Annotated in this window: 15 protein-coding genes and 3 pseudogenes; 8 read left to right on the forward strand and 10 right to left on the reverse strand. The window is 59.5% G+C overall.

Annotation, left to right across the window (positions count from 1 at the left end; genetic code table 11):
* Positions 1–1,842 carry a DUF882 domain-containing protein gene (locus A7X77_RS12650; RefSeq protein ID WP_064683259.1) on the forward strand — a complete coding sequence of 614 codons (1,842 nt, stop codon included), beginning with the start codon at positions 1–3 and terminating at the stop codon, positions 1,840–1,842.
* 163 nt (positions 1,843–2,005) lie between these two features.
* Here A7X77_RS12650 and A7X77_RS33065 read toward each other — a convergent pair.
* Both A7X77_RS33065 and A7X77_RS12660 read right to left on the reverse strand, forming a co-directional pair.
* A pseudogene (locus tag A7X77_RS33065) lies at positions 2,006–2,140 on the reverse strand (DUF2312 domain-containing protein); the annotation flags it as partial.
* 299 nt (positions 2,141–2,439) lie between these two features.
* A complete protein-coding gene (locus A7X77_RS12660; protein ID WP_082928802.1) occupies positions 2,440–2,820 on the reverse strand; it encodes a helix-turn-helix transcriptional regulator in 381 nt (126 codons plus the stop codon).
* Positions 2,821–3,029: 209 nt separating this feature from the next.
* Here A7X77_RS12660 and A7X77_RS12665 point away from each other — a divergent pair, with 209 nt between their 5' ends.
* The 3 genes from A7X77_RS12665 to A7X77_RS12680 all read left to right on the forward strand — a co-directional run bounded on the left by A7X77_RS12665 (position 3,030) and on the right by A7X77_RS12680 (position 6,421).
* Positions 3,030–4,889 (forward strand): AAA family ATPase, encoded by a 1,860-nt coding sequence (locus A7X77_RS12665; protein WP_064683260.1) that lies wholly within the window; start codon positions 3,030–3,032, stop codon positions 4,887–4,889.
* A 60-nt stretch (positions 4,890–4,949) separates the two neighbouring features.
* Positions 4,950–5,228, forward strand: a complete 279-nt coding sequence (locus A7X77_RS12670; RefSeq protein WP_064683261.1) for a hypothetical protein — start codon at positions 4,950–4,952, stop codon at positions 5,226–5,228.
* A 572-nt stretch (positions 5,229–5,800) separates the two neighbouring features.
* Positions 5,801–6,421 (forward strand): hypothetical protein, encoded by a 621-nt coding sequence (locus tag A7X77_RS12680; protein ID WP_156668101.1) that lies wholly within the window; start codon positions 5,801–5,803, stop codon positions 6,419–6,421.
* 569 nt (positions 6,422–6,990) lie between these two features.
* Here the strand turns inward: A7X77_RS12680 and A7X77_RS12690 are convergent.
* The gene (locus A7X77_RS12690) at positions 6,991–7,515 is read right to left on the reverse strand and encodes a hypothetical protein (protein ID WP_064683265.1); all 525 of its coding nucleotides are present in this window, start codon (positions 7,513–7,515) and stop codon (positions 6,991–6,993) included.
* Between the two features lie 442 nt (positions 7,516–7,957).
* On the opposite strand from A7X77_RS12690, the gene A7X77_RS12700 reads away from it, so the two are divergent.
* A complete protein-coding gene (locus A7X77_RS12700; RefSeq protein WP_064683267.1) occupies positions 7,958–9,811 on the forward strand; it encodes an ABC transporter ATP-binding protein in 1,854 nt (617 codons plus the stop codon).
* 438 nt (positions 9,812–10,249) lie between these two features.
* Positions 10,250–11,068 (forward strand): alpha/beta fold hydrolase, encoded by an 819-nt coding sequence (locus tag A7X77_RS12705; RefSeq protein ID WP_064683268.1) that lies wholly within the window; start codon positions 10,250–10,252, stop codon positions 11,066–11,068.
* A gap of 86 nt (positions 11,069–11,154) precedes the next feature.
* Here A7X77_RS12705 and A7X77_RS32285 read toward each other — a convergent pair.
* Positions 11,155–11,343: pseudogene (locus A7X77_RS32285) on the reverse strand (DDE-type integrase/transposase/recombinase); the annotation flags it as partial.
* Between the two features lie 208 nt (positions 11,344–11,551).
* Between A7X77_RS32285 and A7X77_RS12710 the strand changes: the two are divergent.
* Together A7X77_RS12710 and A7X77_RS33935 are read left to right on the forward strand one after the other, a co-directional pair.
* Positions 11,552–12,592, forward strand: coding sequence for a hypothetical protein (locus tag A7X77_RS12710; RefSeq protein ID WP_156668102.1), 1,041 nt, complete (start codon positions 11,552–11,554; stop codon positions 12,590–12,592).
* 440 nt (positions 12,593–13,032) lie between these two features.
* Positions 13,033–13,404, forward strand: a pseudogene (locus tag A7X77_RS33935) (methionine--tRNA ligase); the annotation flags it as partial.
* Between the two features lie 609 nt (positions 13,405–14,013).
* On the opposite strand, the gene A7X77_RS12725 reads toward A7X77_RS33935, so the two are convergent.
* The 6 genes from A7X77_RS12725 to A7X77_RS12750 form a co-directional block, all read right to left on the reverse strand.
* A complete protein-coding gene (locus tag A7X77_RS12725) occupies positions 14,014–16,374 on the reverse strand; it encodes a hypothetical protein (RefSeq protein WP_064683272.1) in 2,361 nt (786 codons plus the stop codon).
* Positions 16,371–17,873 (reverse strand): DUF2357 domain-containing protein, encoded by a 1,503-nt coding sequence (locus A7X77_RS12730; protein ID WP_064683410.1) that lies wholly within the window; start codon positions 17,871–17,873, stop codon positions 16,371–16,373. The genes A7X77_RS12725 and A7X77_RS12730 overlap by 4 nt, the downstream gene beginning before the upstream one ends.
* On the reverse strand, positions 17,873–19,894 hold the full coding sequence (locus A7X77_RS12735; RefSeq protein WP_197486831.1) for an McrB family protein: 2,022 nt from the start codon (positions 19,892–19,894) through the stop codon (positions 17,873–17,875). Before A7X77_RS12735 ends, A7X77_RS12730 begins: the two co-directional genes overlap by 1 nt.
* Before the next feature lie 12 nt (positions 19,895–19,906).
* Positions 19,907–21,247: a hypothetical protein gene (locus tag A7X77_RS12740; RefSeq protein ID WP_064683273.1), complete on the reverse strand. Its 1,341-nt coding sequence runs from the start codon at positions 21,245–21,247 to the stop codon at positions 19,907–19,909.
* Positions 21,219–24,317, reverse strand: a complete 3,099-nt coding sequence (locus A7X77_RS12745; RefSeq protein ID WP_082928803.1) for an AAA domain-containing protein — start codon at positions 24,315–24,317, stop codon at positions 21,219–21,221. Before A7X77_RS12745 ends, A7X77_RS12740 begins: the two co-directional genes overlap by 29 nt.
* A gap of 406 nt (positions 24,318–24,723) precedes the next feature.
* The gene (locus A7X77_RS12750) at positions 24,724–25,881 is read right to left on the reverse strand and encodes a Shedu immune nuclease family protein (protein ID WP_064683275.1); all 1,158 of its coding nucleotides are present in this window, start codon (positions 25,879–25,881) and stop codon (positions 24,724–24,726) included.
* Positions 25,882–26,120: the final 239 nt, after the last annotated feature.

Here is a 26,120-nt window from a genome sequence, read left to right on the forward strand (position 1 = left end):
TTGCCGAATCTGAATGGGAATTCCAAGCCTTCGCGCTTGAGCTGGCGTTCTTTGTGCGCCGACATCTGCGGAAAGGCAGTGAGGACGGCGGCGGCCGCCCTTCTTGCGCTTGCGGTTTCCTCGCCGGTATTCGTCAGTACGCCTTCTCAGGCCGCGGGCGACACCCGCAGCCTCAAGCTCTATTTCATCCATACCGGCGAAAAAGCCGTCATCACCTACAAGCGTAACGGCAAGTTCGACCCCAAGGGCCTGGAGCAGCTGAACCGCTTCCTGCGCGACTGGCGCAAGAACCAGCCGACGAAGATGGATCCGCGCCTGTTCGACCTGATCTGGGAAGTCTATCGCCAGAGCGGTTCACGGGACTATATCAATGTTGTCTGCGGCTTCCGCTCGCCGGCGACCAACGAGATGCTGCGCGGCCGCTCGCGCAAATCCGGCGTTGCCGAAAAGAGCCAGCACATGCTCGGCAAGGCGATGGACTTCTTCATTCCCGACGTCAAGCTGGCGACGCTTCGCGCCATCGGCATGAAGATGCAGGTCGGCGGTGTCGGCTTCTATCCGAAATCGGGTTCGCCCTTCGTGCACATGGACGTCGGCGGTGTTCGCGCCTGGCCGCGCATGAGCCGCGACGAGCTTGTCCGGCTTTTCCCGAACGGCAATACGATCCATATTCCGGCCGACGGCAAGCCGCTGCCGGGCTACCAGCAGGCGATGGCCGACTACAAGCGCCGGGCCAACGGCACGCAGATCGAGATCGCCAGCGCTTCCGAATCGGCACCGAAGCATAAGACGCTGTTTGAGGCGCTCTTCGGCGGTGGCGCCGACGAGCAGGAGGACGATTCCGACGATTCGGCCCCGGTCGCCGTCGCCAAGGCGACGCCGCCGAAGGCCGAGCCTGCCCCTGCCGAGCCGCAGCAGACCGAGGTCGCCAATGTGAACGCGCCGGTGCCGCAGGTTCGTCCGGCATTCAGCAGCCAGCCGGCCGGTAGCGAAGTGGCAAGCGCGCTGGTCGCGCCTCCTTCGGGTAATGCCGCGCAGCAGGCGCTGGCCGCCGCGCTCCCGGCCGATCAGGCCCAGCCGCAGCAATTCGCCGATCTCAGCGGCTACAGCATCCCGGTCCCCTCGCTTCTTGGCCAGCGCCGCGCGCCCGGCGATGCCGAAGTCGCGTCGACCGATCCCGCCATGCTGAGCGGAATGCCGGTTCCGACGCCGGTCGAACGTCCTGCCCTTGCCGAGAAGCTTCTCGCTGCGGCCAATGCCGATCCGGAAGCAGAGGCCGACGAGGTCGATCAGGACGGCGGACTGTCTCCTGCCCTTGCCGCTGCGCTCGACCAGCAGAACAAGGGTGACAAAAACCAGGTCGCCGCGCACTCGCCCGAGATGACGGTAGAGCAGGCGATCAACGCGGCGATGCCGCAACAGGCGCCTGCCCAGAAACCGTCGCTTCAGCTCGCAGCCCTGGCGCCAGCAACGAAGTCGGCAAGCTTCGGCGACGCCTTCGACGAACCGGCCGCCGAAAACGCCGTGGTGCCGGCTCTTCCCACCAAGGGTGGCCGCCCGACGCAGAAGCAGGCCGCCGCAGCCGACGCCAGCCGCGCGACAGTGCGGACCGAGCCGAAGCTGACGCAGAAGATGATTTCGCAGTGGGCGCTGACCAATGCCCGTCTCGAAATGGCCTCCAAGCAGGTCAAGGCGCCGCGCTTCGTCAGCCAGACGATGCGCGCCCAGCCGACCGCCGTCTACGCCGAAGGCTTCAACGTCAAGACTGCTTCGGTCGATCCGGCCCGTTTCAGCGGCACGGCCGTCAACTTCATGGAGGTGCGCAAGTTCAATACGAACTGAGCGTGCCGATCATCGGAATATCGAAAAACCGCTGGAGCGATCCGGCGGTTTTTCTTTTGGTCGTTTCGATCGGACCGTGAATGTTCGGCCCGGCTCGTTCTCCGCAAAAGAAAAGCCGCCGGATCGCTCCAGCGGCTTGTCGACATCGGTAATGCCAGTCGGATCAGCCTTCCGGCGGGGACTCGATCATGCCGAGCGCGTGCAGATAGGTGTCGAGGATCGCTTCCTCTTCCATGCGCTCCTGCTCGTCCTTTTTGCGCAGCGCCACGACCTTCTTCAGGATCTTGGTGTCGAAGCCTTAACCCCCTGTCCGGTTCTTATGTTCCTCTCAGAAACAGAGCATCCGCCGACTAGGCGGATACCGCTTTACCTTGATGCGAATGCATGCCGGAACAAGCGTGTCCTCTCGCTGGCGCAGGGCCGGCATGCTTTCATTCGAATCAAGACAAACTGTCGGGCGTAGCCCGTCCTTTTCGACCGTTAGGTCGCATGGACCCGTCCAAAGGACGGGCTATGACGCTCCGATGGCAACGGGCCGGTGTGTTGCCGTCGGCTCGCTCGCGGTTAATTAACCTTCCATCTTGAATCTACGGCTTACTAGCTTTCGTCGCCAGCCTTCGGTTCCCCCGTAGTCACCTTCTTCATTGAGCGTCGCTTCGATTTTGATTTCTCTGCGGGCTCCCGCGGCTGGGCGACTGCTGCTTTCGGCTGGCGAAATTTGTTCAGCCTGAGATTTTTGCCGGAAGTATTGTGATTGAACACTCCCCAGCCACGACCGGCGGAAGGCGCGACGAATTCGATACCGCTCTCTTCGTAAAAGTGCTGAACAAGCAGCGCGTACTGTGGCAGTTCGCGCAGACCGCGCTCGACGCGGTATACCGTTGCTCGCGAGATACCCGCGTGCTTCTCGACCTGCTCTTGGCTTAAGCCAAGAAACTCTCTCGCGACCTTCAGGATCTCTGGCGGCACCATCAGCATAAGGATTCATTGCCATGTATCCACAGGCGCCGCAAATTGATGGAAATAAATGTTGACGCCGGGATGCGGGCGCCTTCCATTGGATGCGAAATGCATCCAATGGAGTCGCAATGATGCTGAATCCTTTATCGCCAGTCTCGCAGACAATCGAAGCATCCCGAATCAATCGGCTTGACCCCGGCCCTTTCCGGACTGTGAGGACTGCGTGAATGCACCATCGTCTCGATAACAAGGTCTTTCAGGAGACCAGCAGGAACGCAGCACAATTCCTGATGCTTTGCGCCCTTCGCAAAGCGCTTCGTGGCACTGACCAGTTTAAGTACGACACCAGTGGGATCATTGTGTGCCTCGTCGACAAGGAGTGGATCTGGCACGCGAAGTCCGCAGCGATGCTGCTGATGACCGGCGGCCGGGATCGTTCGTACTACGACGACTTCCGCCGGCCCGTTTACGTTATCGGCGAATCTATCCGCCGTTCCGCAGGGAAGGGCGTCGAAGATTTCACCGTCTTCCGCCCGGATCATCAGGTCATCTACTTGGCTTCATCGCTACAAGGGGTGAAACACTCCCTTCAGTTGGCCGCGGATGTGATTGTCGACGTGAAGACACCGAACGCACGTCACATCCTTGCCGCGCGAGAGGTTCTCGGCTTGGAGGACATCGACAGACCGTTAGCAGAAGCGATCGCGCAGCAGCCGGCTGAGATCGTGGTGGGCCTCACCGCTAGGCGGTCTCTTAAAGGGCTCGATCTCGCTACATTAACATCACCCATCACCGCGCCCGATCGCTCGCCGAAGCTTTCCGACCTTCCGGGTTACGGGCCCGCCCGCGCCTGGGTCGGCGCGATCAAGCAGGACGTGGCGGAGTGGCGGGATGACAAGTTGCCGTGGTCTGACGTCGACAGAGGCGTCCTTCTCGTCGGCCCGCCAGGAACCGGCAAGACCTTGTTTGCCACTGCGCTTGCCAACGAGCTCGGCTTCGATCTTGTATCTACGTCGGTTGGCGCCTGGCAGGGATCAAACAAGGGCTACCTGGGCGACATGCTGGCCGCCATGTCCGCGTCCTTCGCCGACGCCACCTCGCGCCGCGGCGCGGTGCTGCTGGTGGACGAGCTTGACGCTATTGGAGATCGCACCACGATGCGTGGAGACCACGCGTTCTACGAGGGTAACGTGATCGGCCGGTTCCTCGAGTTGACAACGCATGCTCTCGAGCAGCCTGGGACGATCATAGTCGGAGCGACGAACTACGGGCACCTGATCGACAACGCGATCCTGAGGTCCGGACGCTTGGAGAAGCATGTTCATCTCGATCTCCCGGAGGACAAAGAGCGCGCAGAGATCCTAGCCTACCACTTGAATCGTTCGTTATCGGCAGCGGAGCTCCGCGAAGTCACGGACAAACTGAGGCTCGCGACGCCTGCCGACTTGGAAAAGCTGGCACGAGCCGCCAAGCGCGCAGCAAGAATTCGACGCGCCGTCGTCAGCATTCGGGATGTGGAGGCGGCCCTTCCGGCAAAAATTCCGCTACCAGAAGCCGTCGTGCATCGCATCTGCGTGCACGAGATCGGTCACGCGTTGATGACGATGGCGTCGGCGTTGGGTGATGTGATCAGCATTAGGGTCGAATCCCATATGATTGAAGGCGAACCGGTGCAGGACGGCGGACGCGTGCATTATAAGATGCGCGACTCGGCGTTGCCGGTCGAGAAGGATCTGCTTGCCAGGATAAGGATAATGCTCGGAGGCACCGCTGCCGAGGAAGTGGTGTTCGGCAGCAGGTCTATCGGCGCCGGCGGCTTTGAAGGCAGCGATCTCGACCAGGCGACGAGGCTGGCCTATCGCCTCGTGGCAAGCTATGGGCTTGGCAAAGGGCTTCGCTATCAGGTCGGCGCCGACCGAATTGATGGCTCCTTCCTTCCTTCGCCCGAGCTGCGCGCCGAAGTCGATGGAATCCTTGCTCGCGAGTATCGCGCTACGAAGGACATCCTAACGAAGGAAAAAACTCGTCTGATGCGGTTGGCAGCCGAACTGGTCGTCGATCGTCAGATGACTATAGACAAAGGCTAACCGGGCAGACGGTAGCGGCAATTGCCACGAGAGGACAACGCCCAGCCAAAGGGAGAAGTAATGGAAATCAAAGTATATTGTCACGAAATCGTATCTGGATCGGACGTCGGGATGCATTTCTCGGCCTCGCTTGAACTGTCGGTCGCTGCGGCGGGGGAGTACCGTCGAGCGTTTCGGGTTCTTGATCCGGGAGGCTCACCTCTCGGCAGCCTCGCCATTTATGAAATGGTCCTGCAGTTGCCCGATTTCGCAACGATGATCGATCTTCTTAACTCGCCCCAATCCTTGCTCTACACCTGCTTGAAAAACCGAAGGATCGTTGCGTTTAGCCAGGATTAGGCTGGGCTGGCCTTGGGCCGTTTGCAGTTCAGCCGCGGTTGCGACGGACCGATTTAACGGAAGCCGCTTCAGGACCGAGTCATTCGCAGCTCCATGCCTCATCCACGGTGATCTTCCCGTTCAGCAGGTCGAATCCTCTGTCAAATGCATCCTCGATGGCATCGTCGTAGAGTAGGTCCGAACTTAGTCGCCTGCGCAGTTCTTTCTTCGCATTGTCACGCAGTCTGTATGACGGCCAGCCGATTATGCGTTCCTGCGCCCGCGCGTTCACGGAGCCGCAGTAGCAATCATCGAACGAACCTATCGTAAGGATGTCGATCAGAGAGCCTAGCCGAATCCTCGAGAGTGAGCGTGCTAGCCGAACCTCTTCTATCAGGTCGGCCCTTCGTCCACTCACTTCATGAAGGGCGGCAATTGTGCCGGGATGAAATCGTCTTGCTGCGTGCACGGGGTTTCCTCGTCTGTTCGGATCGATGCTCGGCGAACCCTGCGGCGGCGTCAACTCGCTGCTGTGAAAATTGATGGTGGAACTATGACAGTCGCCACGGCGAGTCCTGCCGGTGACCCTTAACTTGCAGAAGCGTCAGCGAATCCTTTGTCAGCCGATTGACGCCCGTTTCGTGCGGCGCCACGCTATCTCCAGCAATCATCCAGGAGACAAGGTTTTGATCCTCTACCACTTCACATCTGCCGCCCATCTCCACGGAATATCAAAATTTGGCCTGACGGTAGGCGACGTGGTCACCGACATTGACACCTTCAAGGGGAAGATCGGCGTCTGGCTGACGACGTCGGAGACCCCCGAGGGGCACGGACTAGAAGGCAGCATGGTCGACAAATCAGAATTCAGGCTGGCGGTCGACGTCCCAGAAAACAAGCTGCTTTGGAAATGGAGCGATTGGGCGCGAGAAAATCTGTCGCTACGCACGAGGATTCTCCTCGACACTGGGGATGTCGATCGCTCCGAAGATTTCTATGTTTATTTCGGCTGGCTGCCTGCCGAACGCATCATGCAAGTCACATCCACAAAGACCGGAAGAACGGAAACCGATTGGGGCCGCGAGCGGCCGGACAGCCTTCTGGTGCCAGGGGTTCCGTTCGGAAAGCGATACGAGTGGCAAAAACGCACCCTTCGCAATGTGCACGAGGTGCTGACTCTAATGACCGCACAACCTTCCGGCCTCGCCAACTGAAGAGAATATGACCGCCAATGTTCACTTGCTATACCGAGGTCGCAAGAGTCGAGCGTTTGATCGAGGTTGCCCTAATGAGCACTTCGATGAAAGAATTGGATGGTGTAATTCGAGCCGCGATCGCTGCTCTAATCCTGAAAAATATGACGGATGAAAAACGAGCCTTTATAGAATCGGGCCAGCCCCGGCTCTGCCGAGCATTGGCGGGTTCGTACAATAGCGGCATCTATGCTGACGTCCCTTTTATATCCCGATGAAGTTGGCCGGCTCGGGTCTCTGCCGCGTACCAGTTCGCATAGTGCGTTGTCCGAGCCATGTGACGATTAAGGTCATCGCTCCATCCGACCTCCACACAGGTCCACGCTCCCCAATCCGACCTTTGCGGCATCAACCTCGTTCCTGGCTACCTGGAGACGCTCCGGGTCGGCGCCGCCCTCCTTCACCGCCCTGCGTGCGGCCATCAGCTCCACTACTAAACGCTTTCATCTTCCGGCAGGTCCGGTGGTCCTTCTCCACAGACGGCGCGCACGACCATGTAGCGGCCGTCTGGCGTCGTGAGCACGCCTTCGTTATTCTTCAAAGAATTCCTCCCCGCCGCCGCCGATAGGCTTCCTACGCAGGATGACATCGAGTGTGACAGGACGGAGGCCCTGCGCGTCGACGCCGACGTCGAACTGGCGAGGCAGGGGCTTCAGCCGGCCGTGGGAGTGGCCGTGCAGGTTGATGGACTTCTTCGCCATCTGGTTCCACGTCCGGAAAGCATAGTGGCACAGGATGAGGTGATGTCCGTCGTGCCTTATCTCCGCATAGTGCTGTACACTGTCCCAGCCTGACGAGCCGGTCGTCGTCGCCGGATCGTTGTTGCCAACGATCAAATGCTTGCGGCCGTTCAGTTTCGCCAGGAGCTCGTCGCAGCTTCCGGCCCTCGCCGACATGACATCACCCAGATGCCAGACCTCGTCGTCAGGGTTGATCGTCTCGTTCCAAATCTGGATGAGCGTGACGTCGTGTTCGACCATGTTGGGAAACGGTCGCCGGTCAAGGCGGAGGACACGGGGATCGCCGAAATGGGTGTCACCTGTAAAATAGATCATTGGCGATATCTGGCGCTTTGAACTCGAACGTCTACCGGGAGGCCGCCCTAGCTACCTTCATGGAAAAGGAGCCTCGGTCGCTTTTCACCGCTGGTTCCCGCTGATCTTCTCCAGACTCGGAGCTGTCAGTTGGAACCGAGTCAGGCCCACAGAAGTCGTACTAACCCAGGTGTGGCTCCGGCTGTCCGCTTCGCGCCCTAGCCTTCGATGCAGCTCGCCCCTGTTCTCCCCAGCCGCAGCGACGTCGTCCTCCCGCCACTCTTCGACGACATCTCTGTCGAGTAGATCCTCCACGATCCGCGCCTTGAAGACATTGAACTATTCCAACGACGCGGAAATCCTGAACTTGCTGAGACGTCGCAGTTGATGTTGCGGGCGGAAGGTGATCCTGTGTCTGGAGTTGAGTCCTCGCCATCCTTTCCACTTAGGGTTCGAGCAAGCAATGTCGATCTCAGATGCGATCTACCGTCCCTTCGAAAGCCTGATCCGGCCGCTCGACATCCCCTACCGGCCGCTGCCCTCGAAGGGGCCAGTGGCCGTTCTTCTTCACTTCGTCCTGATGTTCCGCGGCATCCTGATCACGCTCGCCCTCTGCACCATGGCGATCGAGGCCATGAACCTGACGATCGTCTGGGGCCTTTCTGTTATCGTCGATGGCGTCACGCAGCAGGGTGCCGTCGCCTTCCTGTACAACGACCGGATGCTGCTGATCTTCCTCGGCCTGATGCTTTTCCCCTGCATCCCGATTGCCTCGTTCTTCGTCAATACGCTGAACTCGCACACGCTCGGCATCGGCATGCCGGCCGCCATTCAATGGCAGGGTCACAGAGCGGTGGAGCGGCAGGACCTCGCCTTCTTCCACGATCTCTACGCCGGCCAGGTCGCCTCGCGCCTGCAGCAGGTGGCGTCAGCCGTGCAGCAGCAGGTAATTTCGGCCTTCCAGTCCATCCCCCGCTTTATCATGCAGATGGTCGGCTCCGTCGTCCTTCTGAGCGCGCTCTCCTGGCAGCTTGCCCTGCCGTCCATCATTTGGATCACGCTCAATGTACTGCTCGCCGTGAAGCTTGCGCCGGTCTTCACCGAGCGTTCACGCCGCTCCGCCAAGCGTCGCAGTCTGATTTCCGGCGCCATCACCGATCTTTACGCCAACATGCAGATGGTCAAACAATTCGCGGCGGAAGACAGCGAGGCCGGCGCTATCAAAGGAATAATCGGCAAGGCGATCGAGGCGCAGCAGAGCGAACAGCGCATCTACCGTACGGCCGAAGTCATCGTCGTTGTCCTCAACATGATGCACTGGCTGGCAATTCTGTCGATCGGCTTTACCGGTCTCGTCGACGGCTTCGTCACGATCGGCGAGTTTACAGCCGCCGTCTATGTTCTCAGCCGTCTCTCCGGTCACACATTTACATTCCTGCAGATGGGCCAGCAGATCTTCCAGGCGATCGGCACGATCAAGGACGCCATGCCCGTCATGACGACACCGCCGACGATCACCGACCAGCCAGATGCGGCCGAACTTGTCGTGCAGCGGGGCGAGATCAGGTTCGAGAATGTCCGCTTCGCCTACAAGTCAGGCAAGCCGGTGATCGACGCCCTGTCGCTAACGGTGCGGCCCGGCGAGAAGGTGGGCCTCGTCGGCCTATCCGGGGCTGGCAAGACGACGCTCGCAAACCTGCTCCTGCGCTTCTACGATATCAAGGACGGCGGGATCCGGATCGACGGGCAGGATATCCGGGCCGTTACCCAATCAAGCCTGCGCCGCGCCATCGGCGTCATCGCTCAGGATGTCGCTCTGCTGCACCGTTCTGTAGGGGACAATATCCGCTACGGACGGCCGGAGGCGACGCAGGAAGAGATCGAAAGAGTGACGAAGATGGCAAGCGCCGATGGCTTCATCGCCGATCTTGCCGACAGCGAGGGCCGCAAGAGCTATGACGCCTTCGTTGGCGATCGAGGCATCAAACTGTCGGGCGGTCAGCGCCAGCGGGTGGCCATCGCCCGCGTGCTCCTGAAGGATGCGCCGATCCTGGTGCTCGACGAGGCGACCTCGGCGCTGGACAGCGAATCCGAAGCCGCCATCCAGGAAAAGCTCAACCTGGTGATGGAGGGAAAGACGGTGATCGCCATCGCCCACCGCCTGTCGACCATTGCCAGGATGGACAGGATCGTCGTGCTCGATCACGGTCGCATCGTGGAGGAGGGCAGGCCGGAAGAACTGATCGAGCAGGACGGGTTGTTTGCCCGGCTTTGGAGACACCAAACGGGCGGCTTTATTCCGGACGACATTGGATAAACAAGGCTTTGAACGTGTCGGTTGCTCGCAACTCTACCGATACTCTGTTTCAGAAGATGACCCCATAACTCGATACTCGATATCGAAGGCGTAAACGACCCTTGAAAATTCATCTGTCGGGCCAATACAAAGAGCGAACCGGCCGCCACCTCCGAAGCTTGGGCTTCCTGCTGACGCCTAATGTCTTCGTTGCTGCGACTACCAGCGACCTTTCAATGAAAGTGGGTGGCTGGGGCATGGGAATGGTTGGAGATGCGATTCCACGCCCGTTGATATCGCTGCAAGCAACGAAACTCTGAAAGGGTCGGAGTCGGCCTCAGCTCTATTGAGGTGGCAAACATGATCCAGATAACGTGCGTCCTTGTCGACAGCGATCCCGTTCTGTGGCTTGTCGAAAAGGAAACTGACGGCCGCATGGTTTGAACATTGAGGTGGACCGTGAACGAGCATGTTATCGAAACGACGCACGGGCAGATCGCCGTGCTGGATATCGACGGACCCGGCCTACCGCTGGTGATGATCCATGCGAATTCGGTAAGCAAGGAGTCATTCGGGCCACAGTTCGAGGCCCTGACAGGCTTGCGCCGCATGATCGCGGTCGATCTTCCAGGGCATGGATCGTCTTCCGATGCTGTCGATCCACTGCGAACTTACAGCATTCCCGGATACGCTGCAGCAGTGCTCGAAGCCTTGAAGCCAAGAGATGTCGGCGACGTCATCGTCCTCGGGCATTCCCTCGGAGGCCATGTTGGTCTTGAGCTTATCGCACTCGGAGCGTCAGTCCGAGGTGCATTCGTGTTCGGGACGCCTCCGATCGAAAACAGCCTCGAAGGGCTGCAGGCTGGATTTAAGCCGAGCCCCGAGATGACCTACACCGGCAGTGCCGAGATTTCAGATGAGCAGGTCGGGATGGTTCTCAATCTGGCGCTTGGAGCCGCCGCGAGCACCGATGACTTCTTCAGATCGGTGGTGCGGCGAACCGATGGACTTGCGCGTCAGTACATGATCGACGCGGTCGTCGCCGGGCTAGGCGCCGACCAGCGCAAGCTTGCGGAGACGTCGTCTGTGCCATTGGCGATCGTGAACGGTGCGAACGACCCGGTGATCAACCTCGACTACCTCGATGGCCTTTCCTATTCCTCCTTGTGGGGCGGGAACCCGTACCGTATTCCGAACGCGGGACATGCCGTGAATCGGGAGCAGGCCGCATCCTTCAACGCTATCCTTATGAGATTTCTATCAAGTATCGACGGCTGACGCCGCCACCTTCGGGCCGGCCACTGGTCGAGTCTCGGCCAATCTCCCTCGGGTTCCCCTCCCACTTCCAGGGATGAGAGAGTTCGAGCGTTGTCATAACTATCGCCGACACTCCCGACAGACGGCTCGATGCCCGCCTCCGCCAGCCGTTCGGAATAGCGAATGGACACATATTGCGAGCCGCGGTCGGAATGGTGAACCAGCGCGCCACGGTGAACGGGCCGCCGATCATGAAGTGCCTGATCGAAGGCATCGAGCACGAAGCCCGCATGAGCGATATAGGCCGGATCAAACGTAGCTGCTCCTGAATTAAACGAGCAGCCGACTTGCACTGGCCGTTGTTCGGCACTTTGACATCTGTCTCTGCTTGGGGAATAAAAGAACAGTTGGGCAGCCCAAGAAATAAAAGGTTAGGCGATGCTTCGCGTCATTCTGTGCACTCTCCTATTGCTAAACGCTTCAGCTTCGTTCGCCGACTACAACATGACCCCTGTCGATCGCAAGTATACCAAGGTTGTCGAAAGGTGCGTCATTGAGACGATGCCGAAGACATTAAATCAAGGTGGTCTGCCGATTTGCTATGCGGCTGCGGCGACTTTGCTAGGTGATGAGTATAACTGCTTCCGTAAGGGCAACAAGAATTGCACCGAAGTTCCCGACGAAAGACGAGCGTCGATGCTCGATATGTCAAGATTTTCCGAGTACATTAAGGATCAGGACGATAAACGTGACCGTTCAGAATATAAAGGCCTCAAACAAGGCGGGTCGATCCATAAAACACTAGACAGTCTTTGGTATGCCGACATGGTCGCGCCAAAGTCTTGCGTATCTGATACCGCACATTTCATTGGCGGATTTGATCCGCAAAATACCACCGCAAGCGATGTCGATAGAATGGGTCAGATGTGGAATGAAATGGCGGAATTCCATAAAAAGTTGAAAGGCGCTCCAATTTCCCTTCGGGAGGCGGAGGGTCTGAAAAAGGCGTATCAGATGCAGCAACAGGCGACCACGATTGAATTGGCCTTTGCTGAGAAAACATGGCCTCTTGTGCTGGATAAGCTCCTGATTCCGGAAATCTGTCGCGACTGGATGGATGGGCCGGAGCACATTTCATACGTACGCAACGACCATCCCAAGACCTTTCCGGGGTGGGATGACGATGCCAAACCAGTGAAATCCGATTACAAAAATACGGTGGCCATGGCCCGTCAGATAATCTGCGAGAAGAAGCGTCCGATTGGTACGAGTTTCTGTGCCGCAAAACCAATGAGTTATGAGACTTTGAAGGATTGTTCGGACAAGCAGCTTGGGCATGCCGTAGTTATCGAGGGCTACGCTCGCGTCTGTACGACCAACAGCGCTGATTGTGTGGATTCCGTGAAGGTCCGAAACTCTTGGGGCGATAATTGGCAAAAGCAAAATAATGACGGCTGGATCGATGCTAAAACATTGTTGGACAGTACCTTCTACTCCCCTGACGCTCTCGTCTGGATGGAAGAGAAGCCAAAGGAGCAGTATTAGTGATACTATAGTGCGGGTAGTGGCTAGGGTTGGCGGCAAAATCAATGTTGAAAACCTTCATTCGATCGCGTTTGGTTGGACGCGACAGCCGCCTTCTCCTGGAAACCAGGCGCGTATCGCCGAGATGGATCGGTGGATCGACAGCCTGTAGGACGCGTCCGGCCTCCACTCCCGAATGCCCGTCTCTAGTTCTTTGCGGGTCGTGCCGGCATCGTCCGGGTTGACACGACATAACAGGGGACGGCAATGAAGCTCAACGAATACATGGGGTACAGGCCCTACACCCGCGAATTCGGCGTGATCGCGGACGTGGGGAGGCTGTTCCTCAATGAGCAGTTGTCCGAAATGGCGTGTCGGATGACGCAATACAGGGAAACGGCCGGGGAGACGCTGGCGGAGATCGTCGACACGCTACCACGGACGATCCTCGCCTCATTCGAGCCGACGCCGTCGATGGCTACGAGCTACATGTCGGTCTTGCTGACATTTTCGCCGTTCTTGGCGAGGCGAACAGGCGCTTTCCCAAGCGCGTTCCATGGGCGGATGCAAACGGATTGCAAGGTGAAATTGACCTCGCGGATCGGGAGGCGATCACTATGCGTCTCGCAGGAAAGCTTTCCGAGCAGGTCTTTGGCCTGGCGGCTGTCGCCCGTTGTCTCCTACCGTTTTTGCCAAGGTCGGCCGCAGAATTGCATGCCAAACTTGGCATTCCGCTGCCCGCACTCTATCGGGAACCGTTGATCTTGGAGGGGGCGAAAACAGCTTCCCGCGCTGTTCTATTCCCGCGAAGAGCACCGCTTCAACATCATTAGCCGCTATGTGTCCTAACACGCTGAACGGCAACGGGGTTTCGCACCAGCCACAGGTTGTTATGAGGCCGTCAACTGGGCTGTCTCATCTGGCGATTCAGGGCGCAGGAGGCAAAAAGGCGGTCTTATGCAGCAAATGCACCATGACTGCAGTCGAGCAGTGCGTCCGGTCAAAGATGGATTTACTACCGCGCCGCCTTAATTCCCGCACGATATTTGGCTTTTGTCCTCAGCCGTCTGCTCTTCGCGGGAATAGAACAGCGGGTCAGGCTGTTTTGGCCCCGTCCACGACCAACGGTTCCCCATAGAGCGCAGGCATCGGAATTCCAAGTTTGGCATGCAGTTCTGCGGCCGACCTCGCAAAAACGCTAGGAGACAACGGGCTACGATCGCGATTCCGAAGACCTGCATGGAAAGAATCCCTGCGAGACGAACAGTGATCGCCTCCCGGTCCGCGAGGTCGAGTTCGCCAAGCAATGCCTTCGCATCCGCCCAGGGAGTGCGTTTGGCAAAGCGCCTGACCTCGAATGGGACGACTTCCCCGCGGTCCTGCCAAATCTGGAAAATGTTCTTTTTGCAACTCTTGTCGATGATTCATCGAATCCCAGACGGCTACCATCCGGCCGGCTCTTCCTCTTCTGCTCCACCAAAAATATCGAGAAGGAGTTCGGGGTTCGAGCCCTCTCCGCGCAGTTCTTCAAGGGTCTGCTCGAGGATACGACCGTATTTGGCGAGGGGCTTTGCCCTACTTCTGTGGGCGAGATCATCGAGCGTTGCTTCGACAGCCTGACCAAGACGATCTGCCATGGGGTCCTGGCCGATGACAAGTGCGAATGGCTCGCGGAGCCGATAACGCAGCAGACCGACCAGAAGCAGCGGAGCATACTGGAATCGGGTATATGTCGAGCCCAGATTTTCCTTGAACTCTCGAAGGACGCGCTTCGCAATCCGCTCTGCTTCGGTCCTGTTGACAAGCCGTGGGGCGATTTCGGAACGTGACAGGAGAAACGCCATCGCAGCCGTTTCCTTCTGCCATTTCCACGTATCTACCGTCCTCGAAAGCATCGTGCGGATGGCTCGAAGCTCGAAGGCCTCGCCGCTGGCGATACGACCCAGTCCCTGGTACGCCAGCTTCCAATGGCTGCCCATCTTGAAGATCGGGTGGCCGCCTCGCTCCTCCTGATCCCACGCATCTAACAGCCAGGCGGAGACCTGCTCGGGGCAGCGTCGGAAGAGCCAAGTTAAGAACCGGAGGGAATCCGTACCGTCCCTGCGCTGATCGATCTTGTGGCGGACATCCTCCACCGCTCGCAGGATAAGCGTGTCCAGTTGCGCGACGGCCTCCTGCCCGATACCGGGCGGAATCTCACCGTCGCTGGAGATCGCGTAACGCCCGGCAGGCCTCGCCGCCAAGCGTTTTGCCAACGCCGTCCAGTCTACCGCGCTCGCCGTGACATTTTTTGACAGCAGCGTAAGAAGTCCGTCGCCGCGAGGGTTGTCGTTCCAGGAATCCGGCCCACACGGTAGCACGAGACGTCGGGGAACCGTTGGCTGCGATCTCTTGAACCCGTCGAGGAGATCCTCCCATCGGGTCGGTAGCTCCGCAGCGCCGTCCCAGTCGACTTGGAACTGATTGCCGAGCTTTTGCGCGTGTACGAGGATCTTCGCACGGCCAGACGCCGGGCTCTGCTCCACCCACAGATCGACCGGGGTCGCTTCACTGACTTTCGCACCGATGACGATTTCGGCCTTGCGAGGAAGGTCCGCAGTTTCCTTGCGCAGGAAGATCGAAAACCGGTCCTGCCCCGCCTGAATTGCAAGGCGCGCGGGCGACGGACTTCGATAAACCGACCCGGCCGGCAGGGTCGCTTCGGGGTCGATGAGATCAAAGTTCTCCGCTGCATCGCGGCGCTGAACGATCGTCGAAATCTGCGGGAGAAAGTCGAAATATACCGGCTCGCGTCTGCTAAGGCGTCGAGCCGCCGTCAATGCTCCCTGTGCGACCGCGGTCGCGGCCAGACGCAGCGGCGATCTTCCCACGGCGCTAGCCGCACGTGCGAAGAGACCGTCGCTCAGTGCGCCCTCGGTCAGAGTCTCGAACAGTACGACGTCGCATTGTTGAAACTCTTGAGACATGGCGGGGGCTGCTGGGAGACTGCCGGGCAACTCCTTCGGCGGATTCAGAATTTCCCACGATCCGTTCTTCAAACGGAGCACTTCAGGAGAAGCCTCTAGGCCGAGGGTAAGGCGACCGTGCGCGTGAGCCCATTCCAGATGGTCTGATCTATCGGTCTGCGAAGCGCTCAGCACCGCTTCCCTGGCTCGAAGAGAAAGACCATCGTATCCAAGTTCGGAAGCCATCAGCTTTCCGACCGCCCGCCGTTCGGGCGCCAGAAGGGTCTGACCACGGCTGTTCTCCCGGCGGATACGAAGCTTCTGGACAGTGAACCCGTCGGCGACGTGACTGACGACCCCCACCAGTTGCCCATGCTCGATCGCCCCTAGCTCGATGGCGTGCAATGTCGCTAGCACCGAACGCCACACCAGCAGCGGAGTGGCGTTTCTAGCCTTACGCATCGCGGCGAGCAATCGCTCCTGTTGCAGCTCGGTGATGCCTGGATGATCGTCCAGGCTGCCGACGCCGAAGTCTGCTTGTGGTGCCATGCCTCGGAACGCAGCCGATAACTGCTCGACGGTCCCCTTGCCGAAAATCAGGCTCCGCACCGTCACACGTTTGCCACCCGCGCCCACGGTCCCCCAGCCGTCTCCAAGACCGTGCGGAGCGAGTGCGGCCTGCGCGCCCCCCACGAAGCCCGAATTGGCCTTGGCACCGGTCATAACCACGACCCCATTCAGACCGCCGTCCACGATCGACGACGGCACTTCCCGCTCTTCGCCGTCGGCCAGCACCACCCAGTTCCGCGCCGTGGAATCGCGCCAACCATTCAGATCAAAGCCGCTGAGCTTCTTCATGGCCCAGGTCCAGCTCTATAAATCTCGCTGCGCGCGAACGCTCTGATCGCTTCCAGTCCGCTTCGAAGACCGTCGCCGAACGCTTCGAATGCGATCGCGTCGACATGGGTCCGAGGGCCGGTGGCGGAGTTCTTCTCGAACTGTCCATGGGACGGCGTAAGGATTAGTCCGTTACGAAGAACTTCTGTCTGTCCGAACGGTTGAATCTCAGCCAGGCGATCGTTTGCGCGAAGGACCGCCTGCGAGAGGTCAAGTCTTTCCATCGTGTGCGGGGTCCACACCGCCACTCGCCTTGGCAGCTCCGCTCGCGAGATGTCGGTGATGCGCAGCGAGACGTGAGCTCGCGCCAGTGCAAGAAGCGTGCCGGGCGCTTCGGGTCGGGCCTGGACCTCGACGATGCGCCCGGTGTTCTTGAGCCAGAACACCGCTATAGGACGATCCTGCTCGAACCATCGGCCAAGTGACGCCTCTGCACGCCAGACTATCGGCGACTGCGCGACGAGTTCGGACTCCTCGAGCTCGTCGATGGCAAGCACCATGGCGAGGACCGCGAAGTCCGTCCATGTCTCGGCCTGCCACGCCCATAAGTCGTCGAGCACCTTGTCCTCTTCCAGCAACCGCCGCCAGGCCTCGTAGATCGCCCGATAGCCGGGATCCTGCATGAGGACGTAGTTCGGAACGATGCCGGTGTCGGCGACGCGGACTTCGAGTTCCGCGAGCATGCGGGCGAACGTCTTGCAGAAACGGCCGAACGCGTCGACTTCCATATAACGTTTGCTTGCCTTGGCACGGGGATGCTCCTGCATCCATTCTCTGGCGACGTCCGAAGCGAGGCGGACATAGGCATGAAGAACTCGATTTTCCGGCGTGTCGAAGTTCTCCCTTCGAACGGTTGCGAGAATTCGCTGGCTGGCCCCCGCTCTTTCGGCGATGTTACGGCCAGGCTGGCGCACCAGCCAGCGCATCGACGCCCTGTCCATCTCCTGTACGCGGTCGAGCGGAACGAGTTCGCGGGTTCGCCGAAGCACACGACGAATTCGCGGCTCGAGGGCCTTCAGTCTCGGAAGCACGTCCTCGGCCTGACGGACGATTTCCGCCATTCGGGGATCTTCTTCATTTTCGGCTCGCTCCCACGCGAGCCGCAATCGCGACCAGACCGCGATCGGGTCCTCCAGCGCCTCCCCAAGTTCCTGCACACGCGCAAGAACTTCGTTCATCCTGCGAAGCAGCTCGCGCGCCCTGACTTCTTCCGGCGTCTCATGCTCTTTCGCCGTTCTCGGACGAACTGGAAATCCCTGTCGGAGAGGATTGGGCGCGTGGCCGCCCTTGGGATAGGGATGCAGAATCAGCTCGCGCACGCCGTCGCGCAACTCCGTGCGCATCAGGCGAGCATGCCCGCCCTTACGCGGAGCGTCGCCTGCGATTTCGCTGACTAAGCAATCGCTGGGTCCGAAGCTTTTCAACCCTGAACGATCCCACGGACGAGCCAGATGCAGCATCAGCGGCTGACCCCATTCCAAACGAACTGGCCGGCGCCATCCCGCGCGGTCTGGATCGAGGCCTCGATAGCCTGTGCAAGCGCGTCGTCCTGCAGATCGTCGGATACGAAGGACTTAAGCTTGCCGAAAGCAAAGTCGTTGGCGTCGACCTCCAATCCTCGCAGCTTGGGTAAAAGACGCATCTCGATCTGGTCTGCAAGAGGAATGCGAACGTCACCACCGCGGCCAGGATAGTTGGAGACATAGGCCATGATAGCACGGCCGAGACGGTGCCCGAAGGGCCGCTTGAAGTCCGTCATGACTTCGACCATGCGCTCGATACGTGATGTAACCGCGGCGTCGCCTTCGACATTGGAAACCGACCGGACCCAGCTTCGCCAACGCTTGGCCGACAGTGCCTCGGGCTCCGGCGACTTCCCTGACTGGGTGCTCGTATGAATTCGCTTCGGGGCCGAGAACCTGATAACGTTGGCCCGGTCGACGACCTTGTCCGAGAGGGATTGCGTACTCTCGTCTTCGTTCATCGTGCCCGCAAACAGCAGATTGTATCCGGGGAAGATGCGTGGCGGATTCTTGCCGCGGGGCATCGGGATCTCGAGTTCGATTTCCGCATCCTTGCGGAGCGATCGTTCGCCCGTCCTGTCGCTGCTCGGCCGGCTTTCCAAGCGGCTTAGGAAGTCCGAGAAATAGTATTCGATGCGGGCCAGGTTCATTTCGTCCAGAAGGACCATCATCATCCGGTCCTGGAATTCACTCTTGGAATTGTTGATAGTGTCAAGCTGATAGAGTGCGCGGGCAATGTCGGTCGGACGGAAGCGCTTTTCGATGTAGTTGTAGAAGCCCATCAGATCCTGCGGGCTATCCCATCTGGGTTGTACGGGCACCTGTAGGAAGCCGATCCCCATCGCGGCGGCGTATTGTCTCGGAAGCTGGCTTTTGCCCGTGCCGGAAATGCCTGCAAGGACGGCCATCTGCGTGGTCTCGTTCGTCTTCATCGCGGTATGGAACGCCATGACGGTACGGTCCGGGTATTGCAGCCCGTTTTCGCTGAGACGTCGCTTGACGCGGGTGATGGCTTCGTCCTCGTTCTCGCCCGCTCGTTCGGGCCAGATCTTCATGTGCTCGAGCACCGGCGGAAGAGCGATCAGTTCCTTGATGCGGTCGTCGTCATCTTCTCCGCCGGAGCCAGAACCTGCCGCCTCGCCGATATTATCCTCAAGCCTCGCGAGCTGGGCCATGAGCGAGGACCTGCGTTCGTCGAGCTTGCCGATCTCGCTCTCGACGGCCATGGCGCGTTCTTCGGACGCGGCTGCTCGGGCCGCAGCCTGCGTAAGCTCCGCACGTACGGTCGCGACGGCCTGCTGTTCCGCAGCCAGCGCTTCCCGCGCGACCGCTAGTTCGCGGGTCGCAACTTCCAGCCTTCCCTCGTCCTGGGCCACGGCCCGTGCGAGCTCCGACGCCGTGGCCTCAAGATATTTCACGCGCTCCTGCGCTTCGGAGAGGCGGGCCGCTTCCGACCGAAGTTCTCCCAGCCTGGATTCGAGCACCGCATGCTCCCGCTTCATCTCGTCGTTCGTGGCAAATAGGCGTTCGGCCGCCGCCAGCCGCTCCTGAACGGCCTCGAGGTCGGCACGACCCGTTGCCAGGTCGGACTCGACAGCGAGCTTTTCGTTGATCTTCTCTTCGATTTCTTCGCGCACCGCCCGCACTTCCGCGCGTCGCTCGTCCTGCTGAAGCCACTCCGTCTTGAGATCGTCCAACTGCCGCTTGGTTGCGTCGTAGTCGGCCTGGACGTCCGCGATGTTCGCCAGGGCCTTCCGCCGCTCCGCCAGATCGTTTTCGATATCGGAGAGGGCGTTTCGTTTCTGGTCGATGCTTGCAATCAGGGACTCGAGGGTCATCGTAGGGCCGGCCGCCGTAACTGCGCGATCATGGTAAATTGCCAGGACAGTCTGGGCGCCGATCAGAGCGACGAGCGCGACGGCGGTGAGGACTAGAAGCAGTATGTTTTCCGTGAGCATTGGTGCCTGTCCTTATTCCGCAGTCTTCGGCTGCAACGCCGCCTTTGAAGCCGACAGCGTCTCGACCTCCTGCGAGAGGCTTCCGCGCCGCCCGCTCAGCTCGGCGAGCTCGTTCTTCAACTTCGTCAACTCGCGCTCGGCAATCTCGATATCCTTAGACGTCTGGGAACGCCGCTTCTCGAGATCGGCGACCGCGCCCTCCAGGGCGATCTTCTCGGCCGACGTGCGATCGACCTCCGCCTTGTCGAGCGCAAAGCTCGCTTTCGCCGCCTTCAGGCTCGACACCTCGCTAGTCATCGCATCGCGTTGCGCCGTCGCAGAGCCGACGTCGGACTTGATCGAATCGAGCTGAGCTTTCAGAGCCGGAAGATCCTGACCAGCTTGCGCCAAGGTGTCTTGCGCGACCTTCGCGCGGCCTTCTGCTGCCGCGGCGTCGGCTCTCGCACGTTCGGCCTCGCCTTGAAGCGCCGCCAGATGGCCCGTCGCCTTCGCCTTGCCGGACTCGAGCTGGTTGATGTCCTTTTCCAGACCCGACTTCTGCTCCTCGAGCTTCGCAAGATCCGCAGAGATCGAAGACGACGCGTCCTTGGCTTTGGTTATCTGCTGCTGCAAAGAGCCAAGCTGAGCCTGAAGAGCCGTGGCCTCCCTAGTCTTGTCGGCGATGTTCTTAATTGCTTCGCCAAGATCTGACTGTGCGGATCTCCTGCGTGCTTCCGCATCCGCTAGCTCCCGCTTCTTGGCGTCGAGATCTTCGATTCGCTTGCCTAGGTCTTTCACTTCGGCTAGACGGCGATCGCTTTCTCTTTCCGACGACGTAGCGGCGTCGTCGGCGACCTGCTTCTTTCTCTCCGCGACCTCGATGCCGTCGTTAAGTTCGTCCAGCCGGCTCTGGTTGGCCCTGATCGTCTTCTCCTGATCGGAGCTTCGCGCCCGAAGGTCCGCGAGTTCTTTGGTAGACTGCGCGGCTTTCGCAATGACGTCGTTAGCGGCCGCAGATCGACCTTCAATGTCTTTAAGCGTATCGGACGCCTTGGCTATCCTCTCTTCCTGATCGGCGAGGTCCGCCGCGCTTTTCGCCTTTTGTGCGTTTAGATCTGCGATCGTTCTTCGCAGCGCCTCGGCCTCGGACGTCCTTTCAGATACGTCCGTGAGCATTCCGTCGCGACGGAGCTGAGCATCGTCACGCTCTTTGTTGAACCTCGCGATGTCGGTGCGGATCGCGCCATAGGTCTTCTCGAGAGAATCCACCTGAACGATCGCCGCGCCAACGCCGGCGATGGCGCTGAGGCCAAGCGCCGCCGAGATGTAGCTGAAGCGCCGCGACTTATGAAAGGTCTTCTGCGACGAGCTCAATGCATTCCTCCAAGTTCCTAGCTAGTTCGTCCACCCAGAAGCGGCGCACGCGCCATCCCATGGACTTGAGTTGTTGATCCCGCCAGTGGTCGGCGAGCTTCCGCTTGCCGTCCATGTCCGCATGCCAGCGGCGTCCGTCGACTTCCAGGTCGAGTTTGATGTCGCCGGCGCCGAAGAGCGCGAAGTCCAGACGGCGCCCGGCGATCTCGTATTGAGCGATGGGTTCCAGGCCCTTGGCCTTCAGCGCGTGATACACGGCGTGTTCCCAGGAACTGTCGAATGTCCCTTCCGCCACGCGCGGCCTCGGCTCAGTCGCATATGCTGCAAGTTTCTGGAGGCTTCTCACCTTGCCCGAACGGGCGAAGGAAAGATCCCCGAACACATGAGCCACAGCCCTTGCGCGGCTTATCGCAACGTTCAGCCTTCGCCAGTCCTTCTGCACAAATGTCAGGGCGCTGGTCGCACTCGCATAGCCAAGGCAAGGCGAAAAGAGGATGAGGTCTCGCTCCTGCCCCTGGAATGAATCCACTGTCCCCACGCGAAACTCCGCCCGGCTTAGCAGATCAGCCGGCAGGGCTGCGCCGATGGCCTCGCTTAGCGCCTGAACTTGCGGACGGAAGGGCGCGATCACTCCGATGGATCCCGTATAACCCTGCTTCAAAAGAAGTGTTTCCACCTGCGCGGTGATGGCCGCCACCTCGGCGACGTTCACGTTGCCAACCATCGGCGTGGTCGGCCCTTTCACGTCTGCCCATGCAATACCAGGCTTCTGTCCGGCCGGGGGCCGCAGCGTCTTCTCGTCGCCGGCTACCCGAAGCATTTTTCCGTAAAATTGATCGTTAATGTAGCTGACGATGTCAGGAGCCGACCGATACTGGTTGCGCAGCATCACCTTGGCGGTCCCTGGCGTCAGGTTCGCCACGTTGAAAAGGGACTGCTTGCTCTGCGCGAAACGTCCCATGCTCGCCACGGCCAGTCCCTGCGCCTGCATGAGATTGCGGTCATGCGCCGCGCCGAGCTGGCTGATGAAGGAAAGCTGCTTGTCGTCGCCCACGACGACCGCCCGCTTGGCACGTGCGAACAAGGGCAGTGCCGACGCGACGTCGCACTGACTGGCTTCGTCGAAGATGACGAGATCGAAGAGGCCCTCGACGAGAGGCATTCGACGCGGGGCGCCCAGCACGGATGCGAGCCATAGCGGCCTGCGCGCTACGACCTTGCTCGCGATACCGGCGGGAAGCGATCGGAAATTCTGCATCAGCTCAAGATTGGCCTTTTCCTCACCGAGCTCGAGCCGCTCTTCTTCCGGCAGAGCGGCTCGGTTGGAAAGGATTCGCGGCAGGATGGCGCCGACAACTGCTGCGATCTCCTCGGTCAGGGCGACGGGATCCGCCTTTATATCTATCGCCGCGAGCTCTTCCCTAGTCTTCGCCAAGGCACCCATCAGCCGTGGAAGATCGGCGGCTTCAAGATCTGCTTCACCATGATCAACGGCGGGAGGCGATCTGCCGAGGATCCTCTGAACGACGAGCAGCAGGTGCCGTAGCATGCCGATGCGATAAGCCATTTTCGTCTCGGTCGGCGTTCTACCGTGCGCATCGATCTCTCGGCTCTCGATCCGCTCGAGGAGATCGGCCACCACACTGTTCAATCTCCCCTGCTCGTCGAGCTGATCCAACACCCGGAGGCGGGCCTGACAAAGATTCGTCAGCTTCGAGCGAAGGACGCGGTCGACTTCTGCCCCACCTCCCGAGGGCTCCTGGAGCAGTGCAGTAAGGACGTCATGGAAGGACTGGTCGATCTCTCTCGCGGGATCGAGAGTTCTGACCAGAAACTGGGCCTCACCAGCCATGCTGGACAGGCGGGTTTCCACCGCGTCGAGCGCCTGATGGTTCTTCGAAGCAACGAGAACGCTTCCTCCCACCGCGAGGACGGAAGCTGCCATGGACACGATCGCCTGGCTTTTGCCGGTGCCAGGCGGACCCGTCACTACTGTAAGGGGCGATGTGCCGGAAAGACGAACGGACTGGATCTGCTCCCGGTTCAACGAACCGACGTTCACAACTGGCGGCGCGACCCCTGCAATGTCATGTGGAATCCCCAATATCGGAGCGAGCGCCGTCCTGCCGAGGCGCTCAGTCGACCACGTCGCAATCGCATCGAGATCGCGTACAGCGCCAGTCGTAAACGTGTTATCGGTGGGAATGAAAATGGCGGCGATGTCATAGATCCCGACGGCCTCGGTATCGAGCTCTGTCTTCAGATTCTTTCCGGAAACTGCTCCCTTGAAGTCTCCGGCGACGGCCTCACGCAGACGGCTCAGGAATTCGTCGCGTCGAAAGCCAATGCCTTCGGGCTGAGTGAAGACCTCTCGGAGATCGGCTTCCGTCCAGCCCGCCCTGCGGGCCGCACCCTTTATCCAGTCGGGATTGGGTACGATGTCGTCGGCATCGATGACGATCTCGATATGGCCTGGCTCACGACGCCATTCGCCGCTTACCAGCCCGACCGGCCATATGATGGGCGCTCCCTGCTTGTGGCCGACGGCGATCGGCCAGCCAATGGCTAGAGCCTGATCGTTCGCTTCGCGTTTGAGAAGAGCTTTTCTGAATTCATCGGCCAGGTCATCGAGAACCACCGATATAGAGAGTTGCTCGCCATCTTCGGGCGTCAACGGCCCCAAGCCCGTTATGAGGTGCCATTGAACGCCGTGGCGATCCGGAATTTGCGCGATCGCGCCTCTCGGATCCGCCCGAAGTGCGGACCGATAGTATCGCAGCAGCGCGTGGGAATCCACGCCGACCGCGATTACATCAGGTTCAGTGATGGCCTCCTGAACGCGGGAGCGATAAATCGCATCGGCTGCCAAAAGCGTCGAACTGTGCGCCGTCGCCGCTTCTCTTCTATCCGAGTTCTCTGCGGCAACTACCTTCCGCGCGAAGGAAGCGACACTTCGCCAACGGCCGTTTCGATCCCGACTGATCTTGCCGGCCTCAGTAAGGGCGGAGAGTTCCGCATAAAGCTCTGTACGCCTGCGAGGATCGAATTCCACGTCCAGCAGAGCAAACAACTCGTTGGTAGTCCTGCCCGTAGGAAAAGACGAGATTGTGCGCAGAAGCACAGACATTAAGATTAAGAACCACCCAGATGCGCGTGAATCAATTGCATGACTTCACCTTGAACTGGTTTGAAGGCGACGAAAATACATGTCAATGGGTTGCAAATGCGCAATCCAAGCTCAACTTTGACATGGCAACCCGGAAGGCGCGAATGTTCGGCGGAGTGTCTTTTGGGTTACGCGATCGACAGTCTCTTGATCAATCGCCGCCGTCGAGGAGGTAAGGAGGCGCCTCGATGCCGGCTTGGTGCTGGAAGAATTCGAAGAACGTACGGTTTGTCAATTCTAGGAGATACCTGCCTTGAACGAACAGTTCCTCCGCGAGCTGGGATTCGATGTGGCGGAACGTCATACGATATCAGTCTCTGGTAATGAATCGCGCACGGTCGAGTAGTTCATCGAAGGTTACGATATCCAGATTTCGCGTGTCGCGCCGAAAAAGCTCGAACGTGTCGCGTCTAACCTCGGCGTCGCGAGCGCTTCCATGGCCTTCGATGTCGCGACGACGCCCAATGACCAGGATCGCTTTCGGATCGCGGGTTCTCGCGGTGAGACGACGGTTGCCGGACTTGTCATAGTTCTGCCCCGTCTGCGCCTGCACCAACCATTCGGCCTTCTGCTCGAGTACCTGCGAGATAGCGTCCATGAACTCGTTGCTGAACCTCCACGTGCCAGCGCGTCCGGAGCGGCGTTGTTGGAAGATAGGAGTGTCGGGACGCTTGATCTCTACGAGGACGGAGTAGTCGGTGAAGTTCATAAGGTAATCGACCGTCGGCTTGTCGCGACCGTCCGTTCCGCCTGCGCCGACCACCATTTCACGGTCGAACGGCCGCATGATCCTGTAGTCCAGACCGTAACCAAAGACCCAACTCTGACGTTCAAAGAAGTCCTGCCAGCTTGCTTCCGCCCACAGGTCCGCCCCGAGCTGTCGTTCGAACTCCTCGAGACCTTGCCTACGCCCAAGAAGTAGGTTGATTTCGGTCTGGCTTAGGTCCGCTTGTATGCCACGAAGGAGACGTTCCCGCTGCTTGTGATCCAGATCCTTGATCCGGGCAAGAAGCGACTCGTCTGAGGCGTCGGTGATAATCTTCGAACCGTGGCCGACGGAGATGTCGCGGATATCGAACCGCCCCTCGTTCGACCGATCGATGAAATGGATGCTTTCCAAAAACGAAACAAGTCGTCCGAATTCGCCGGACCTGAAAGTGAAGGAATGTTCCTCGTATCCCCGATACCAGTCGCCGGTTCGACTTTGGAACGTCTGCAACGTGACGCGCCGTATGCCACCATCATTTTGACTGACGAGTGCCGTCACCTGCGTTTTTCGCTTCTCGCCCGTCAGGCGCAGGCACAACGCACCTTCGATCTCCCCAAGCAGGACTTGATCGGTTCCGTCAAGAACCCAGCGAATATTGCGACGTCGTTCGGGATTGATCGATCCATGGGTGAAAACAGAGGTCAGGTACGTTCTGCCCTCTTTCCGGAGCTCGAAGAATTTCACATCATCGTCGTTCATTCCGGACATCCGCAGGCTGTGAGACGGGTCGAACTAGATCATGCCGGGCGTCTCTCTACAACCTGTAGGGACGCTGGGGACAGCTCTGAAAAGTCAGTAATTGTAAAGGACTTCATTTAATTTCTTTTCACGCGGACTTCTTGCACCTTCAATTTCCCACTGGTCGTCGCCCCATATGGACGTTACGTGTTGCAACCGAAAACACCGCAATCGAATCGACGTTCTCGGGGGGCGTTAGT

It is taken from the genome of Rhizobium bangladeshense, from assembly GCF_001662075.1.
GTDB lineage: Bacteria > Pseudomonadota > Alphaproteobacteria > Rhizobiales > Rhizobiaceae > Rhizobium > Rhizobium bangladeshense_B.

Coding starts and splice junctions, on each gene's coding strand:
- A7X77_RS12660 (WP_082928802.1), bottom strand. CDS start 2,820: ATGCTGATGGTGCCGCCAGAGATCCTGAAGGTCGCGAGAGAGTTTCTT.
- A7X77_RS12665 (WP_064683260.1), top strand. CDS start 3,030: ATGCACCATCGTCTCGATAACAAGGTCTTTCAGGAGACCAGCAGGAAC.
- A7X77_RS12670 (WP_064683261.1), top strand. CDS start 4,950: ATGGAAATCAAAGTATATTGTCACGAAATCGTATCTGGATCGGACGTC.
- A7X77_RS12690 (WP_064683265.1), bottom strand. CDS start 7,515: ATGATCTATTTTACAGGTGACACCCATTTCGGCGATCCCCGTGTCCTC.
- A7X77_RS12700 (WP_064683267.1), top strand. CDS start 7,958: ATGTCGATCTCAGATGCGATCTACCGTCCCTTCGAAAGCCTGATCCGG.
- A7X77_RS12710 (WP_156668102.1), top strand. CDS start 11,552: ATGACCCCTGTCGATCGCAAGTATACCAAGGTTGTCGAAAGGTGCGTC.
- A7X77_RS12725 (WP_064683272.1), bottom strand. CDS start 16,374: ATGAAGAAGCTCAGCGGCTTTGATCTGAATGGTTGGCGCGATTCCACG.
- A7X77_RS12730 (WP_064683410.1), bottom strand. CDS start 17,873: ATGCTGCATCTGGCTCGTCCGTGGGATCGTTCAGGGTTGAAAAGCTTC.
- A7X77_RS12735 (WP_197486831.1), bottom strand. CDS start 19,894: ATGCTCACGGAAAACATACTGCTTCTAGTCCTCACCGCCGTCGCGCTC.
- A7X77_RS12750 (WP_064683275.1), bottom strand. CDS start 25,881: ATGAACGACGATGATGTGAAATTCTTCGAGCTCCGGAAAGAGGGCAGA.